We start from the raw sequence: 16,033 nt of genomic DNA, 5'->3' as shown, positions 1-16,033 counted from the left end.
CACTAAAGACGTTCAAACAGGAAAGTGGAACGTCAGCAGTGTCAGGTCAATATATAAAACAATATCAAGTGCAAGTGTACAAGAAAGCACGAGAGGTCGGCTGCAATCAAAATGAGTCAGCCGAGATTGCCGGCATATCAGTCCGTAGCGGCAGCCGTATTGAGCAAGGCAAACACCAGCCCAAGAGTAAAGGTGAGCGAGATTGGCGCACCCGCCGAGATCCGCTATCAGGAGTGTGGGAGGAAGAGCTAGAGCCAATGCTTCGACGTGAGCCTCGTCTAGAGGCGATGACATTGTATGAATATCTAGCCGAGCATTATCCAGGCCAATATGAGCAACAATTGCGTACCTTACAAAGGCGAGTGCAGGTATGGAAAAGTATCCATGGCAAACCGCAGGAGGTAATGTTTGAGATCCGCCATCAGCCCGGCGAAATGGGTCTATCAGATTTTACCGAGCTCAAACAGGTGGAAGTTACCATCAAAGGGAAACAATATGAGCACCTGCTGTACCACTACCGTCTGGCCTACAGTGGCTGGCAATATGTGCAGGTAATCGAGGGTGGCGAGAGCTTTATCGGCTTGTCTGAAGGATTACAGAATGCGCTGCATGCCTGTGGTGGTGTACCAAAGCAGCATCGCACCGATAATTTGAGTGCTGCCTATCGGAATATGGCGGGCAAACGGCATAAACCACTAACCCAATTCTATGCCGAGCTATGTGAACACTATGGCATGAGTCCAAGTCGCAATAACCCAGGCGTGGCTCATGAAAATGGCTCCATCGAATCTCCCCATGGACATTTCAAGCGCCGGTTGCGCCAAGCTCTGTATTTGCGTGGCAGCTTTGAGTTTGAGTCAGTGAGTGCATATCAAGAATTTATCGAGCAGGTGGTTGCCAAGCTCAATTGTAAATGCAGCGCCAAGTTTGCCGAGGAAAAAGTAACCCTACAACCACTACCGAGATATCGCTGTGCCGATTACGAAGAATTGACGGTGCGGGTGACCTGCCACAGCACCATTTCGGTGCGCTGCATTCTTTACACGGTGCCATCAAGACTGATTGGCAGGCAGCTGAATATTCATATCTATCACAACCGCCTGGTCGGTTATTTGGGGCAGCAACAAGTGGTGGAACTACCCCGTTTGCGAGTACATGGGTCAGCCAAAATCCGCCGTGCTCGCTGTATTAACTACCGCCATGTAATTGATAGCCTCAGGCGTAAACCCCGTGCCTTTATTTACTGCACCTGGCAGCAAGACCTATTGCCTAATCAACAATGGCGGCAGCTGTGGCAGAGGTTACAGGCTGATTTTGAAATCGATAATGCAGCGCGCATCATGGTTGAAGCCCTCTATATTGCTGCCAAGCACGATAGAGAAACTACAGTGGCCGACTATCTTGAAACCCAACTGCAGCAGGGCACTCTCAGCCTGAAGGCTCTACAGCAACAGTTCCTACTACCCCAGCAGCAATTGAGCGTACCTCAACTAAACGTACAACAACATTCGCTTTCAGCCTATGACCAACTCCTCGAAACCAAACCCGAACAATACTCTGAGCCTGATACTCAAACAGCTACGACTCTCGCACATGCTCCAACATTGGCAGACTATCGAGCAGAAGGCCACCCAACAGCATTGGGCTTACGACCGGTTCTTGCTCGCTCTGTGCGAATTGGAACTGGATTATCGCCAACAGAATCGGATCAAACGAGCTCTCGCTGAGGCTAAATTACCTACTGGTAAAAGCTTTACCTCTTTCGATTTTGAACATTGCCCTAGTTTCAAATCAGCGCCACTGATCCAACTGGCACAAGATACGGCCTGGTTGGATAGGGCCGAAAACTGCTTGCTATTTGGACCTTCCGGGGTCGGTAAAACTCATCTTGCTGCTGCGCTCGGGCGCTCGATGATTGAAATGGGCAAACGGGTTAAGTTCTTCTCGGCCTATGCTTTGCTACAACATCTACAGCAAGCCAAACTACAACTTCAGCTTGCCTCTATCCTTGCCAAACTTGACCGCTTTGATTTACTCATTATTGATGATCTTGGCTATGTCAAAAAATCTGAGGCTGAAACTTCCGTCCTGTTTGAGCTGATTGCTCATCGTTATGAACGCAAAAGCCTCATCATTACTGCTAATCAGCCTTTCTCGCAATGGGATCACATCTTTGCCGATGACATGATGACTGTTGCTGCCGTTGACCGCCTCATTCATCATGCTCTCATTGTTGAAATTCATGCTGATAGTTTCCGTAAACGCAACGCTGTTGAGCGCTCGCAAAAATAATAATCGCTATCAATCCGAATCTTACTGCTCCTTGAGGTTCAACATATGCAGTTCCTTTCAGCTTAGTTTTAGTTGTCATTTGCACACGTCATTTACATCCGCTATTTGCCAAGTAATTGACGCCGTCGAAATTGGTAATTGACATTTAACAGCCATCGCAGTCATGAATACGATCGGCATGTGCTTGGTGAGTGGATTGGTCTTGATCTGTAAACAAGTCTCAAATCCATCTATGCCATGGGGCATTAACACGTCTAGCAAAATCAGATCCGGTTGATCATGTGCCAGAATTTTGAGCGCTCCTTCGCCATCCAGGGATATCCATACCTCATAGCCCAAGCCATCCAGGAAGTCTGACAGCACTTCTATATTCGTGGTATTGTCATCAATATTCATAGTATTGTCATCGATCGCCAGAATGATGTCTTTCCTTGGTTGGGGCATATTCCTAATCCTAGCAATCCTAGTATCTCAAAGGGCTCAACAAGTGATCACATGGTTTGATTGCGATACCAACTGATGAACTTAAGGATCTGTTTTTGATTAAAGCTCTGCGCTAGATGGTTTAGATGAGCCGAAAAATTGGCATAGCTGGGATTGAGCAGCTCAATTTTGCTGGCTTCTCTTTGGATTTCCTTAAAGTTGCCTCGTACTGATAGTTCAAAGAGGCGATCGAGCACTTCGGCTTGAGGTGCAATCATATCCAGATTGTCAGAGTTATCAAGATTTGTAATTATGAATGAGCCGTCCGGTTGCTGTAATTTTATTGTCTCTTGACGATCGCCAGATCCTGTATATGTCCATGTAATGGCTAAATGGGATTGCAATTGTTGAAGCAATTCGGTTGATTGCACTGGTTTGGGGATAAAATCATCGGCTCCAGCATCAAGACTTTTTTGTTGATCGGCATCAAACACACTGGCCGAAGAAACAATCACTTGAATCGAACTTAGTTGCTCAGATTGACGCACTGCGCTCAAGAGCTGAAAACCGTCCATCACTGGCATCATTAAGTCAGTAATAATTAGATCTGGTTTATTGGCCAAAGCGATCGCTAAGGCCTGTTCACCATTCTCCGCTTCTAGCATCTCAAAGCCAATCGGTGCCAACATACTGGTCACTACCGATCGATTTTCCCACTTGTCATCTACCACCATAATTTTGAGTTTATGGCCGACATAGCCGGAAATGAGGCCATGCTGACTAAGGCTCATTTCACTGTGTCCTCCTGGCAATTCGACCAAATCTAAATCAAACCAAAACTGACTGCCTTTGCCGATCTGGCTGGCAACCTGAATTGTGCTACCCATCATTTCCACAATTTTGAGGCTGATCGAAAGACCTAGGCCTGTTCCCTCTGCTTTGCGTGTTGATTCCCCAACTTGCTCAAAGGGCAGAAAGATCGTCTCTAGCTGCTCTGTCCCCATGCCCACGCCCGTATCTTCGATTTGGAAGCGGAGTTGGCTGACAATAGGGCGATCGCCGTTATCAGGTAACGGGTCTGTATTATTACTATTACCTTTGTAAGATTCGATCGGTGGCGGGTCGCTGCTTAAATTGTCAACCTGCTGCTGTTGGTTGGCGGGGGGATGCCCCTTTTTATGATCAGGTTCAACCCGCCTAACCGTGAGTGTGACTGTTCCTTGATCGGTGAATTTAATTGCGTTGCCTAGCAGGTTGAGCAATACCTGCCGCAGGCGTTTCTCATCGGCAACCACTGCGATCGGCAGGTCTGGTGCTGGAGCATAAACCAATTTAATTCCCTTTTGCTCAGCCCGCACCATCGATATTTCCACTACTCCTTGTAGAAAAGATCGAAAATTAAAATGCTTGGGGAATAGCTCCATCCGTCGGGCTTCAATTTTAGACAGATCGAGCACATCGTTGATCAAGGTGAGCAGATGATTACCGCAATGGTGGATCACATTAATGCCATGCTGCTCTTTATCGGTCATGGTTTGCGATCGCTGCAAAATCTGGGTATAGCCCAAGATGCCATTGAGGGGGGTTCGCAATTCGTGGCTCATGTTGGCCAGAAATTCGCTTTTGGCTAAATTCGCAGATTCGGCTGCCTCCGATGCCTGCCGATATTCGTTGGTGCGCCGAGCTACCCTCGATTCTAGTTCAATATTAGTTTGCTTGAGTTGATTATGCTGGGTCACTACCTGGGTGCTGAGAAAGTTAAAGACCCTGGCTAATAGACCGATCTCATCTTTGCCGGGGGATTCAATCTGGACATCTTGAATTCGGGAGAAATCTTTTTTTGCCACCAGCTCACCCATCTGCCTTACCGCATCAGTGGTATGAGATAGGGGCGAAATCAAGAAACGATTGAGGGCAATATAAACAAAAAACAAAACCAATAGGATTGTGGCTACTACATATAAAATTAATAACTCAATAATGTCGTTTGCCACCGCATCGATCTCTGCGATCGGCTTGACCACAACTAGCTTCCAGTAAGAAGAAGGCACTGTAAAAATAAATGCTCTGGCTGGTTCATCTAGCAACAAATCTTGATCCAGGTTGATTTGCGATCGATAGAGCTTGGTATCGCTGTAATTCAGGTTCAATGGGTCGATTAATGTGGCTGCCAATAATTTCGCTTCGGCCGCATTAATTTGATAGCTATCTTGATCGATTTGCTGGGCTACAGTGGGTTCATATTCAGGCATTTGTTGTGCCCGATCGATAATTTCTTGATTTACCTGCTCAACGGCCTGGGCGAGAGGGGCAAATAATGGCTCACGGCTCGCAAATTCAGCGGCCAGAATAAATTCTTCGGTGTGATTGCCCTGGGTGCCTGGATTAAACCGCTTAACCTGTTCAAGTTGCGGAAAGGTAATAAATTTGTTATCCCGATCGAGAATGAACACATAGCCACCGGTTTTTTGGCTAATTGCTGCTGCAAATGCCTGCAAGCCCTCTAGTTTGAGATCAACCGTTACTGTGCCAGAAAATTGCTGCTGGCGATCGAAGGTGGCCACGGTGCAGGTCACCATCGGTTGATAGGAATAGGGGTCCATATAGGAGCGGCTCCAGACACAATTGCCAGGATTGCTATGCCGAACTGCCACATACCATTCTTCATGGTGGTAGCCGGGACCTGGTTGATTGTAGTCATCGTAATATTGCAGCTTGCCATCTTTGTTTCTGCCCCAAAAGAAGCTATGCCTTTCAACATTGGCAGCAAACTTGCCTGGCTCTGGCCACACTCCCCCGCCAGCAATATCCAGATCGCCCTGAAAATCAAGTAGTTGGGGCACTATGTTTTTGAATTGACTGGGCTCCCGGGGCAATCCCTCGGTGGTTGCGGCGAGACTGCGGGCTAGTGCCTCGATCTCCAGGGCACGACCATGCAGCTCAGCTACAGCATTATTGCCAGTTTGTTCGATTAGCTTGACTGCCTCGCCTGAAACTAGCTTTTTGCCCCTGGTATGCATGACCAGAACAATCCCGCCCACTAACCACATGGCGATCAACACCAAGCCTAATATTCCCTGGAAGCTTAAGCTGCGATACCATTTGACGACTGGCGGTTTCATGTCTTTTATGCAAGGGCAGCGGCTAAATCTAATGGTGGGCTCAAGCAGATTGCCAAACTCTACTGTTGTGGCGATCGCTGAAAAGTCGATCGACTTACCTATAAAAGCCGGTTAAGGCTAATCAGAACGCGATCGAATTATCTTTCTTCTTACTCTAACTAATTAACCTGGATCTAATTAACTAGTCGTAATATTTATCAGCCTTTATCAGTCTTCATCAGTCTAATTAAGTCAGGTTTTGATAACCTCTCGCTGGTGTCGCTATTGTCGCTAGTATCGCTAGTGATAATCCAGATTAGGGCATTGATCGATTCTGCCCAATGTCCTGCCCAAACAAACACTAGACTCGGTAGAGCAAAGATTGATCAACCCGTTTAATCATTTGCCACAACTTTTGCGATTGGGTTTCTGCCAGGACTTCGATCTTAAGCTCCGCTGGAAAATCGATCGTCTGGCTCAGGATTGCCACAAGTTGGTCATAGCGATCGAAACTGACCCGTGGATCGCTACTTTGTAGATCAGTTGATTGGGGCGATTGCAACGATCGGGCAATTCTGCGCACCAGAACTAATAGATATAAAGGCTGTTCCGGTAGGAGCTGTGGCTGCTTTTGAACTAAATAGGCTCTGGCTATTTCTGGATAGAGGGCTAGATGCTCGTGGAGTTGCCGCTGCATAAACTCAGAGAGTTGGTGAGGTAAAAATTGATCCTCTTCTTTGATCGTTAGTCTTGCTTTAGCTGTAATCTCAAATTTCTGGCATTGCTCTTTGTATTGTTGCAAGTAATAGGTAGCGCGATCGCTCTGTTCAAGCTGACGATAGAACTTAAGTAACAATTCACTGCCACTCACGGCATAGTGATAGCTCAGGGCGATCGCCTGTTCCATGAGCGCCACCCCCGCTTCATCGCCCTGCTCTAGCAAGATTTTGCCCACATGATAATTGGCATGGGCATGATTAGGTTGCCGTTCCAGCAGGTTTTGCCATAATTGCAATGCTTGTTTTTCCTGGTGCAATTTACCCACCAGTTCGGCATATAACCACAACTCATCGATCGAAAATGAATTAGTTTCTGCTTTGGTTTTAAATCGCTCTAACCGACTCGCGCGCTGTTTGGCGGTGGCGTGTAATTGCTGCCACAGGGGAATGGTCGATTTCTGGAAGCGCTGATCAAACTTGGCGGCGATCGCTGGTAATTCGCTACCCAGATAATATTCTGCTGCTGTGGTGGTTAATGGTTCAGGTATCTGGGGGATATAGTTGTGGGCGGCCAATCGCTCGGCCAGGGCGGGGTGAGTGTCATCTGCATCGGTTTGCCCAGTCAGGGCGAGATCCAGCCATATCTGCGCTTTTTCGGTTGGCAGCGGTTGCCGTAACGATTGCAACATCCGCGTAAACAGATCTTTGGGTGGTTCGCGCCAGTCCTTGGCCTGTGCGTAGATGTTGCGCCAGAAAATGCGCTGTAAATGATAGGTGTAAAGGTAGAGGTTTACCAATGATTGAGCATCATGCTCGCTGCCCGTGATTTGGCCAGCATGGCGATCGGCTTCGTATTCATTGGCGCGGGAGAGTACATAGGTATAGGCATTAAAAAATGGCAAATACCATTTAAAAAAAGGAGTCAGCAAAGGCGATCGGCTTTTTTTATTATGTTCCGACCAGATCGTGCGCAAGTGGTGAATCCAGTTAGAAAAGCGAGAATGACTGCCCGCCAGGTGGGCGATCTCATGGGCTAAAACCGATCGCAGTTGATCCACTGAATTGACCTGCATCAATGGCAAGCCAATAAATAAGAAATTCTCTTCCCAGCCCAGCACACCCAGGCGCGGAAATTGCAACATGCCAGCATTGAGATTATCTTCCAGGATTACGCGGTGGACTGGGGGCGTATTCAGCTTGCTACAAATTTCATCGATCGCGATGAACAACTGGGGTGCTTGATCACGTTTGATCTCTACCCCGGTGGGATTGTAGATGCCAACCCCAGCAATGCCCAGCACCACTACCACAATCAAAAAGATCATCAGGGTGATATCGCTGGAGACGGAAGCACCTGGCCCTACTATTAGATTGCGTAAAAACCAGAGCAAACTCAGCAACAGAACCGCGATCGTGGCGATGTAGGCATAGCCCAGGACTGCCAACAACGCTACCCGCAGCTTATAGCCGGAAGGGTTTTGCTGGGCAAACTGCTCTAGCTGCTCAACTTGCGTGCGATCGAAATTCCCGGTGGTCATGGTGATGATTGGCAGTAATTGTTAACTGAATGCGATCATTCTATCTATAGTCTATAGTTCAGAACGGATAGAAAGCTTCAGCGATCAAATCGAGGATGATGCAAACGCTGTTACTGATTGTGAAATTCTGAAGATCCTTAATTCTATAGAACTCCTCTTAATTCTAAATTACCCCTTCATCATCGCTGATTTGCATATTAATCGTGCGAGCCGCATCCGCAGCCCCCAATCGCACCGCAATTTGATTACTCGACAAGCCTTCGATCGCTTTGAGTAACGATCGCAAATGGGGCGTACTAGCGCCACTTTCCACATAAAGCTGATCGCTAAGGCTATTTACCCGCTTCCAGATTGTATAGAGCTTGGCCACGGTTTGTTCTACCTGGGCAGCCAGGGAAACCAGATCGGCGGTGGATTTTAAATAACCCAACCGCAACGATTCATCCAGGGCAACTTCGAGATCAAAATCAGCATCGGCGATCGCCTGGAGTTCGGCGGTGGCGCTGAGGTATTTGGCTAAGCGTTTGGCCTCGGCAGTAACCTGCTTGAGGTTGTCGATGTCGGGATCTTCGCTGATCGCTTCTTGTAAATAAGTGCGATGAATTTCTGGCAATTTTGCCATTTCCTTAGCCAGTGGCGCAAGATAGCGGGTGGGGATAATGTTTTCGGCGGCTTTTTGGCGCAAATTTTCTGGCAACAGCTCCGAGGTCATGGCTGTCCATTCATCGGCTAATTGCTTGACCTCGCGGCGGGTAATCCGATCGCCACTGCGGGCTGCCTCACCGACCATTTGCTGCACCTCGGGCGATGCCTGGGCGGTTTCCACAAAGGCGCGTTTGCTGAAGTTATTCACCGACTCTGGTTCGATGCTGCCGGCCTCTAGCAAGGAGTCCGCACTGTTGGCTAGGGTGATCAGCGCATAGGCCTGGCTTTTGGTGATTTCGTGATCCTTTAGCCAATTCAAAAAGCCGGTACCGCGCCCATCGCCACCCACTTTTTCCCGATCGCGCATTGCTTTGAGCACTCGCCCCCGCCAGATGTCAGTTTGTAGATCAAAGCGATCGCAGATCTGCCAGGCCAGTTCGATCGAGGTATTGAAATCATGCTCCGAGATCCGATCGTCCTCTGGGTTGGGGACATGCAAATTAAGATCATTAAAATCGTTAAGCTGATTAGAGATATCAGGGATCGAAACCTCACCCGTGACCGGATCAACCTGATCAAATTTACGATCGCCGCCACGAAATGCCAATACATTCTCGCTATTGGTTACGGCCTCTTCGGGATTAGGATTAACTGAACCATCGGTCATTTGCCACCCCTCACTTTAATTCTCGTTTGCTGGCTGAGTTTGCTGTTACTTTGTTACTTATTAAGCACTAATGAGCACTAATTATAGGGGGATTATGATAAATAGTCACGGGCGATCGCACTATATATAGATTGTCTCTAGATCCAGTTAGCCTTGTAAAGAAGTAAAAGAAGATGCTGATGGTTGATCAAGATTTTGACCCGCTTGAATCAGGCCGATCTTTGACAGCTTTACGGATCTATGAACAGCGATTGCCCTACATCCGCCAGGGTCGTCGTACCCTCACCCCCCATCGCAAGACTCTAATCCTGAGATCGAGGGGCAATTGATTTAGTTTTTTAATATCAATGTAGGCTTTGTCCTGGGAGGTGACTGGACGATTTTGGAGTTCACCGCGATCGAAGAGATTTTTAATTGGCTCGCGCATTTGCTGTTCGGCCTCGGTGGGTGAAAAGTCAGCACAACTTATGCCATCTGGTCCGCTGGGGTGGAGCGCACAGACCAGATGTTGCGATCGGGCAAAAAACTGACAATAGCTACAGGCATCGATTCTTCCCATGTCTATATTGTGACATTCCTGGCTATGCAACTAAGGCTTAAGTCCGGCCAGGTAATAAGATTTTGAGAAGCTTAAATTTATCAAAAAATTGCTAAATGCTGAATTAATTTGGCTTGCGATTGTTTTTGTATATCCTAGTGATTTAAAAATAACTTTTCGGCAAAAACAACAACTTAAACCCAGCCATAAAGCAGGCAAACGCCACCAGGAAAGTCCACAGGCTTGTTGGTCGCAATATCACGCCACTACTGAAATACACAAAAATAATACTCAAACCAATCAGCCACCAACCAAAATCCGCTAGGCCCTTGAGGAAAAATATACATGTAACCCCAATGATGGCGGTTATGACAGAAAATGCGGCAGAAAGATCGACCCACCAGTATTGGCCATAGCCGATCGTAAAAATTATATTCCTGCTCAGGAAATACATGCCGACAATCAGCAGCCCCAGGCCAAGCAATTTACTCAGGAATGTTATCATCAGGTTTTTATTCTCGTTTAACCTGTTTCCCGAATATTAGCATGATTATTGCTTGACTTATCTGGTTGATTGGTGACTGAATGACTTTAGTTAGGCAAGGGCGATCGCTTTACTGGTTGGGGATCTCGCACTAGATCGAATCTATTGAGCTAATCATAATTATATTGATCTCAATTATGTTGATCTGATCGTAATGGTGATTTCGCTTGGCCAAACTAAACTAGTCCTCTGTGGTGCCAGAACCATTGAGCAATTGATTAAACTCCTGCGCTAGCAATTCCTGCTTGGTATCGTAGGCGATCCCCTCTGCACCAACAATCTGCTGTTGCTTGGCAAACTGCTGCGCGAATTCGAGTTTTTGCTGCACTTCTGGAGCCGGATCAATTAATTTCTGATATCTGGCATAGCGGAGATTATTACGTTTTTCGATCGGTTTATTCACGAATTGCAGCACCACATAGCGCACTGCCGGGATACTAACGAACAACACCGCATAGCCCAACAGCAAGCCATAAATACTTTCTACAAATCCAAGATAGCCAGCTAGTTCACCTGCTAGGGCGGGATTGCCTAACAGCACACCCAAATAAACTGTGCCAATTAGATAAGCAATACCCATCACCACAATCAGGGTGATTTTGCCAGAACTAGCTTGACTAAACTGCCACTTTTCTTCCTGTAAATATTTTGGGTTGGAGTTGCTTTTCCGCTCCGAAGCCACGGTTTGCAATTCCGGGAAGCTATAGACCAGAGTACCTTCATCACTGACATGGGGCTGACCATTAAACCTGGCTAACACTGGTACCATGTAGTCTTCATAACCCTCAGCATTGAAGCCAATATCACCTAGAAAAGGGGTGATTTGCTCTGCCGTAACCACGCCATCATGTTTGCGAATGATCGAGGCGATCGATTGCCACTTGCGTTCTTCGAGGTCATAGTTCGGATCGCCATCGCCAAATAAGAATGAATAAACACTTTCCAGGTAGCCCATTTCGTCTTGTTCAGCAGATCGGACACGACGACGGGAGGGGCGGTAGTAGTTAGGATCAAAAACTGCCCAGAAGTCCCAGGGGTAGAAGCGGGGGAAGAAAAAGAAATTCATACCGCCACCACGACTGCTGCGGCGACGACCACCACCATTGTTGTTGTCCCCACTTCGGCTGAGTACCTGCCAGGCCACTATGATCGCCAACACCACAATTACGATCGCCACAATTAGCAAAATGCCGAACGAAACCCGAAATAAATAAAACAGCCATTTCCAAACTTTGCTCAGCCATTCCTGCAAGCGCAATTTGAACGATCGCGCCAGGAGCGTATTTTTGAAACTGCGATCGAACTCAAAGGCCAGATCGCCGGCCTCGGAAACTTGCATGTGCGCGCTGGTATCAGAGGCGAGGCTTAGCAGTTGGGAATTGGCGATCTCCAGATTCAGACCCGATTGAGCCGCAATATCACCGGGAGTGACCCGATAATCTAGCTTTTCGATCGCCTGCATGGTGGCTTGACGTGGATTCATAGGGCTTTATAGCTTCTTTCTTGCGTATCTATATCCTTCTTACATTATGAAACATTTATTAAAAGCCGTTAATCCCCCGATCGCACCATTTAGTAGGGAAAACCGAAATTGCTGAGTCAGATATATATTGCAGCTATATATTGCAGCAATAGTGATAAATATGGCGATCGCGTTATTAAAATTAGTGATTGTGGGTAAACTCTATCTTAGCAATCAATAATTTATGGCGATAATTTACGGCAATGGACAAGCCTAAATATATAGACATAATAGATATATATGTATAGCCTGGGCAGTTTAATATTTTGTTGGTGTTATATACGTTATATACACCGAGCTGCTACTGGTCCAGGTTGATTGCGAACGGGGGAAAGACTGGAATTTTATTGGATCGGGCTTTGTTATATCGCTTGATTCAAATTGGCTCAAAGCTTCGTAATTAGTTGAAATATTCAGTTAATGCGGTAGATATGGGTTTAAATCTGTTAAAAATGGACAGATTTTGCCCTAGTTACTGCGATTGAATATGAATCATGCCTTTAATCATCAATTCATGATTAAGGATCGTCGAATTTAGTTGCCCAAATTAAATTATGGGTCTGACTTTTTTTATTACCGCTAAGGACGCGATCTGAAAAATTAAGGTTGTGAGCGGATCTGGGAGCTAAGTAAAAACGAAGCAACCCGATCGCACCAATTAATTGCATTAAGTTCTTAAGACTTGGATCACGGTAGCTGGAGTAAGTAACTGTTACTTTAGTTATTATTAGATGTCTTGAAATCATTAAATATTTTTAGCCACTGGGGGGAGCGATCGCCTAAACTAGCACTGGTTAGCTGTTTAGACTCTGTCAACGTTAGTTTGCCAAACGGAACGTTAGCAGGAGGGCGATCGCCAGAGAGCAAATAACTATATATATAGAGATTAAGTTCAGCTATGTTCACCGAATCATCAAACGAGATTGAAGCAGGTATGGTCTCGGAATCGCCGCAGGAATTAAGCTTGGTTAATGATTTAGTTACAGATGGGGTTGTCGCTGCGCCTGATCATCTTACTGAGCAATGTAATAGGCCAGTAAATAGCTCAGTAAATAGGCCAGTAGAGCAAGATATCGAAAGTACCGCAGAGTTGCCGCTCACTACTTTTCGGAATTATTATGTGGGCTACATGGATCTCTATGGCGATCGCCAGACGGTGATGGATTATCTCGATGCCCACGAAGGTTGGTTTAAGCGCTGCGCTCATCCCTTTAAGGCCGATTCGATCGCTAAAAATGGCTATGCGATCGGTGTGGGTTGTGTCGGTGCATTGGGTTTTAATGTGGATGCCAGAGTTGGTTTGAATTTGTTGCCCCAGGACCAGGGCATATATCGGATCGTAACAATTCCGATCCCTGGCCAAGAGCCACAGCAATATGATGTGGATTTCAGCGCTGAAATGCAACTAGAAGAACGTCAACCTAACCAGGAGCAATCGGCTAGCTGGCAGGTGATGACGGCGGTGGAATGGCAACTGGAACTAACCGTGAGTATGCAGTTTCCCAAATTTATCCATCGGTTGTCGAATGGGGCGATCCAGGCAACGGGGGATAAGGTGCTGGCTTATATTGTCAAAAAGGTTTCCCAAAGCCTGACTGCGAAGGTGGAAGCTGATTTCCATAAGACGATGGATGTAAAGATTCCGCGTAAGCATCGCCTCCGTGCCCGCAAGCCAGTTTCTTTGGCTACTGCTCCTGTTAGTTAGACTGTACTAATGCTCTATGTCTTTTCCATTCTGACTGCCCCTGCACCAGAGCAGGAAATAATCGGTATCAACCAACCGATCGCCTATATTCAGGTGGATAATCTGGTTGCTGCCTATGAGCCAGAGCTAGACATAGAAATGCTCAAGCAAAGCGGCGAAGCGGAATTGATCGCGGCGATCGTCCAGCACGATCGTGTCATCTGTGAATTATTCACCCAGCAAACCCTGTTGCCGTTGCGGTTTGGTACTGCCTTTGTGTCTGAGGCTGCCCTAAAGGAATATTTGCAGGCTAATCAAGCTAAGCTCAGCGATCGCCTGAATCAAATATCTGGCTATGGCGAATATTTACTCAAGGGGCAGGTAGCCCAACCAGAAATCAAACCCGATCCTAATTTAAAGGGGCGGGATTATTTGCTGGCCAAAAAGCAGCAATATGCAGATTTGCAACAAGCTCAGCAGGATCAAAAACAACAGCAGGCGCAGCTAGTTGAATTATTACGATCGCACACGGATCAAAACCATATACAGATCGCTACGCCCCAGGAAGCCGAGGATCTGCGCATATTTTTATTGTTAACCAGCGCTCAGGCAGAGCAACTGAATCAGGTAATAGCGCAATGGCAGGGGGATTATCGATCGTGGCGATTGGAGCTTGGCTCCCTGTTACCGCCTTATCATTTTGCAGAAATTTAAAGTTGCTTATTCTGCTGGATTGTCGCGTTGCGATCGAATCGTTTGCTTTAGCCTTTGGTAGGCAAATGTACCCCTCACACCACGATAGGCGCAGTAACAAAAGAAAATTGTCACTACTGATTTTGCTAAATTTTGCGGAAATAAGTCAAAACTAGATAAGATATTGGGCAAACCGTAATATCCAAAAAATGCTAAGGCTAGGACTGCAACTATGCGGCTACCTAAAGCAATGCCGATCGCACCGTTAAAACCCATTAAGATGCATACTACTCTAGGGTAGAAAAGCTCGCCAAAGTTAATATAATCAACGAAAGCATAGGCTGTTTGTAATAAACCAAATATTACGCAAATAAATACGGCACTACGAATTTGGCGTTTTGCCCAGCGCATCTGGAGGGCAATCGGTGGATTCGATCGATCGGTGGGGGCTGTCATATTGCTCCTTGATCAAGGGATTGCTGGTTGCATTTATTCTCTTTAATTAAATCCTGATAAGCAAACATGCCTTCTAGACCTTGATAAGCAAAATAGAGATGTAAGCCATAGGCTAGAACAACAATGATAAGACCTGACTGGTTAGCGTCTAATGTCCAGTTTCCTAGTAATGCCACAATTGATGCCGGTACTAAAAAGAATAGGACAAGTGCAGGGTAGAGGGGGAGTAACCTTGCAGCTATCTCGCTGCGTAGAATCACTCCTAAGCCAGTCACAAGTAAAAAAACCGCAAGGATAACTAAAACCTGGATCGCAATCTCACAAAACTCCTGTGAGCGCATATTTGCCTGACATGATTCAGAGTATTTCATGAATTGAGCATAGGCTAAATGGGCGATCGCAAAAATTAGGCTAGCGATCGCAGCGTTTCTCATTTTTCGTTTGGCCTGCCGCAAGGGTAAGCTAATGGCTGGATTCGATTGTGGCGTAGGATTTGTCATAACGCTTGCTCAAGTCTAGGAAAAACTTATTGATTATTACGTTGCGCCTTAATTAACTTCTGATAATCAAACGTACCCACCACGCCACGATAGGCAAAATAGCAAAGAAGGCCAGCCACAATGAACGCGATCGTTATTTCCAAAGCATCTGCCGCCTCCGGATCAAATACTGCCAAGCCAAAATTTAAACCAAATAGCAGTAATTGAATCACGGCACAGACTCGATTGCCCTTGGCGATCCCAAATGCCAAGCCAAAGAATAACAAAGCTAAGAACCCAAAAACCCCTGCCGTAAGTGTGTCCGGTGCTGTGAAGGCAAACAATACCTGAAACAAACCAAATATAACACTGGTGATCCAGGCGCTTTTCATCTTCCTCCTGGCTCGATTAATCAGCATATCCGGTGGATTTGAGGGTGGCGCAGGTTCGACGGATTGCGGTGGTGGATTATAGGGAATATAACCTGGCGGGTTGGTGGTTGGGCTGGGCGATCGATCTGGTTCCTGGTTGATCACAGTAGCAGGCAGAGCATCGATCGTGGGGGGGACAGTCGGCGTGGTTGCTGTAAATGCCGGATTGATGTCATGGATTCTCAGCAGAATCTGATCCGCATTGATTGGCCGCTTACTCGGTGCAAACGCCATCATTTGATCGAATAAATTCGCCAATGCAGTAGAAATTTGCGGCGCATGCGATCGCCAATTCAACTTC

General features: G+C 46.6%; 14 protein-coding genes (1 of these 14 only partly in view). 4 read left to right on the top strand and 10 right to left on the bottom strand.

Annotation, left to right across the window (positions count from 1 at the left end; all coding sequences use genetic code 11):
- Positions 1–38: 38 nt before the first annotated feature.
- Both istA and istB read left to right on the top strand, forming a co-directional pair.
- Positions 39–1,727, top strand: a complete 1,689-nt coding sequence (gene istA / locus PSE7367_RS21095; protein WP_015146090.1) for an IS21 family transposase — start codon at positions 39–41, stop codon at positions 1,725–1,727.
- Positions 1,615–2,292: an IS21-like element helper ATPase IstB gene (gene istB / locus PSE7367_RS06905; protein ID WP_041699222.1), complete on the top strand. Its 678-nt coding sequence runs from the start codon at positions 1,615–1,617 to the stop codon at positions 2,290–2,292. Before istA ends, istB begins: the two co-directional genes overlap by 113 nt.
- Before the next feature lie 75 nt (positions 2,293–2,367).
- Here the strand turns inward: istB and PSE7367_RS06900 are convergent, their stop codons facing one another.
- The 7 genes from PSE7367_RS06900 to PSE7367_RS06865 form a co-directional block, all read right to left on the bottom strand.
- Entirely contained in the window at positions 2,368–2,736 is a 369-nt protein-coding gene (locus PSE7367_RS06900) for a response regulator (protein WP_041698363.1), read from the bottom strand.
- Positions 2,737–2,783: 47 nt separating this feature from the next.
- Complete coding sequence (locus PSE7367_RS20270; RefSeq protein ID WP_015164652.1) at positions 2,784–5,837, bottom strand: hybrid sensor histidine kinase/response regulator; 3,054 nt, start codon at positions 5,835–5,837, stop codon at positions 2,784–2,786.
- Between the two features lie 340 nt (positions 5,838–6,177).
- Entirely contained in the window at positions 6,178–8,073 is a 1,896-nt protein-coding gene (locus PSE7367_RS06885) for a M48 family metallopeptidase (protein WP_015164651.1), read from the bottom strand.
- Positions 8,074–8,236: 163 nt separating this feature from the next.
- Complete coding sequence (locus tag PSE7367_RS06880) at positions 8,237–9,385, bottom strand: hypothetical protein (RefSeq protein ID WP_015164650.1); 1,149 nt, start codon at positions 9,383–9,385, stop codon at positions 8,237–8,239.
- Between the two features lie 256 nt (positions 9,386–9,641).
- The gene (locus PSE7367_RS06875) at positions 9,642–9,944 is read right to left on the bottom strand and encodes a hypothetical protein (RefSeq protein WP_015164648.1); all 303 of its coding nucleotides are present in this window, start codon (positions 9,942–9,944) and stop codon (positions 9,642–9,644) included.
- Between the two features lie 142 nt (positions 9,945–10,086).
- Positions 10,087–10,428 (bottom strand): hypothetical protein, encoded by a 342-nt coding sequence (locus tag PSE7367_RS06870; RefSeq protein WP_015164647.1) that lies wholly within the window; start codon positions 10,426–10,428, stop codon positions 10,087–10,089.
- Positions 10,429–10,648: 220 nt separating this feature from the next.
- Positions 10,649–11,950 (bottom strand): hypothetical protein, encoded by a 1,302-nt coding sequence (locus tag PSE7367_RS06865; protein ID WP_015164646.1) that lies wholly within the window; start codon positions 11,948–11,950, stop codon positions 10,649–10,651.
- A gap of 937 nt (positions 11,951–12,887) precedes the next feature.
- On the opposite strand from PSE7367_RS06865, the gene PSE7367_RS06860 reads away from it, so the two are divergent.
- On the top strand, positions 12,888–13,694 hold the full coding sequence (locus tag PSE7367_RS06860) for a DUF1997 domain-containing protein (RefSeq protein ID WP_015164645.1): 807 nt from the start codon (positions 12,888–12,890) through the stop codon (positions 13,692–13,694).
- 9 nt (positions 13,695–13,703) lie between these two features.
- The gene (locus tag PSE7367_RS06855) at positions 13,704–14,387 is read left to right on the top strand and encodes a GvpL/GvpF family gas vesicle protein (protein ID WP_015164644.1); all 684 of its coding nucleotides are present in this window, start codon (positions 13,704–13,706) and stop codon (positions 14,385–14,387) included.
- A 6-nt stretch (positions 14,388–14,393) separates the two neighbouring features.
- On the opposite strand, the gene PSE7367_RS06850 is transcribed toward PSE7367_RS06855, so the two are convergent.
- The 3 genes from PSE7367_RS06850 to PSE7367_RS06840 form a co-directional block, all read right to left on the bottom strand.
- Positions 14,394–14,822, bottom strand: coding sequence for a hypothetical protein (locus PSE7367_RS06850; protein WP_015164643.1), 429 nt, complete (start codon positions 14,820–14,822; stop codon positions 14,394–14,396).
- On the bottom strand, positions 14,819–15,277 hold the full coding sequence (locus PSE7367_RS06845) for a hypothetical protein (protein ID WP_156800359.1): 459 nt from the start codon (positions 15,275–15,277) through the stop codon (positions 14,819–14,821). Before PSE7367_RS06845 ends, PSE7367_RS06850 begins: the two co-directional genes overlap by 4 nt.
- Before the next feature lie 71 nt (positions 15,278–15,348).
- A protein-coding gene (locus PSE7367_RS06840) for a serine/threonine-protein kinase (RefSeq protein ID WP_015164641.1) crosses the window boundary here: on the bottom strand, positions 15,349–16,033 show its 3' end. It continues 770 nt past the right edge of the window; only the last 685 of its 1,455 coding nucleotides appear in the window; its start codon lies off the right edge, out of view; it ends in the stop codon at positions 15,349–15,351.

The sequence above is a fragment of the Pseudanabaena sp. PCC 7367 genome (assembly GCF_000317065.1).
Classification (GTDB): Bacteria; Cyanobacteriota; Cyanobacteriia; order Pseudanabaenales; family Pseudanabaenaceae; genus Thalassoporum; species Thalassoporum mexicanum.
The sequence above is the reverse complement of the archived record's forward strand: the minus strand, read 5'-3'. Positions and strand labels throughout refer to the sequence as shown.

What these genes read in the sequence shown, in the direction of transcription:
- PSE7367_RS06865 (WP_015164646.1), bottom strand. Translation starts at nt 11,950, where the DNA reads ATGAATCCACGTCAAGCCACCATGCAGGCGATCGAAAAGCTAGATTAT.
- PSE7367_RS06860 (WP_015164645.1), top strand. Translation starts at nt 12,888, where the DNA reads ATGTTCACCGAATCATCAAACGAGATTGAAGCAGGTATGGTCTCGGAA.
- PSE7367_RS06855 (WP_015164644.1), top strand. Translation starts at nt 13,704, where the DNA reads ATGCTCTATGTCTTTTCCATTCTGACTGCCCCTGCACCAGAGCAGGAA.
- PSE7367_RS06870 (WP_015164647.1), bottom strand. Translation starts at nt 10,428, where the DNA reads ATGATAACATTCCTGAGTAAATTGCTTGGCCTGGGGCTGCTGATTGTC.
- PSE7367_RS06875 (WP_015164648.1), bottom strand. Translation starts at nt 9,944, where the DNA reads ATGGGAAGAATCGATGCCTGTAGCTATTGTCAGTTTTTTGCCCGATCG.
- PSE7367_RS06880 (WP_015164650.1), bottom strand. Translation starts at nt 9,385, where the DNA reads ATGACCGATGGTTCAGTTAATCCTAATCCCGAAGAGGCCGTAACCAAT.
- PSE7367_RS06900 (WP_041698363.1), bottom strand. Translation starts at nt 2,736, where the DNA reads ATGCCCCAACCAAGGAAAGACATCATTCTGGCGATCGATGACAATACT.
- PSE7367_RS06850 (WP_015164643.1), bottom strand. Translation starts at nt 14,822, where the DNA reads ATGACAGCCCCCACCGATCGATCGAATCCACCGATTGCCCTCCAGATG.
- PSE7367_RS06885 (WP_015164651.1), bottom strand. Translation starts at nt 8,073, where the DNA reads ATGACCACCGGGAATTTCGATCGCACGCAAGTTGAGCAGCTAGAGCAG.
- PSE7367_RS20270 (WP_015164652.1), bottom strand. Translation starts at nt 5,837, where the DNA reads ATGAAACCGCCAGTCGTCAAATGGTATCGCAGCTTAAGCTTCCAGGGA.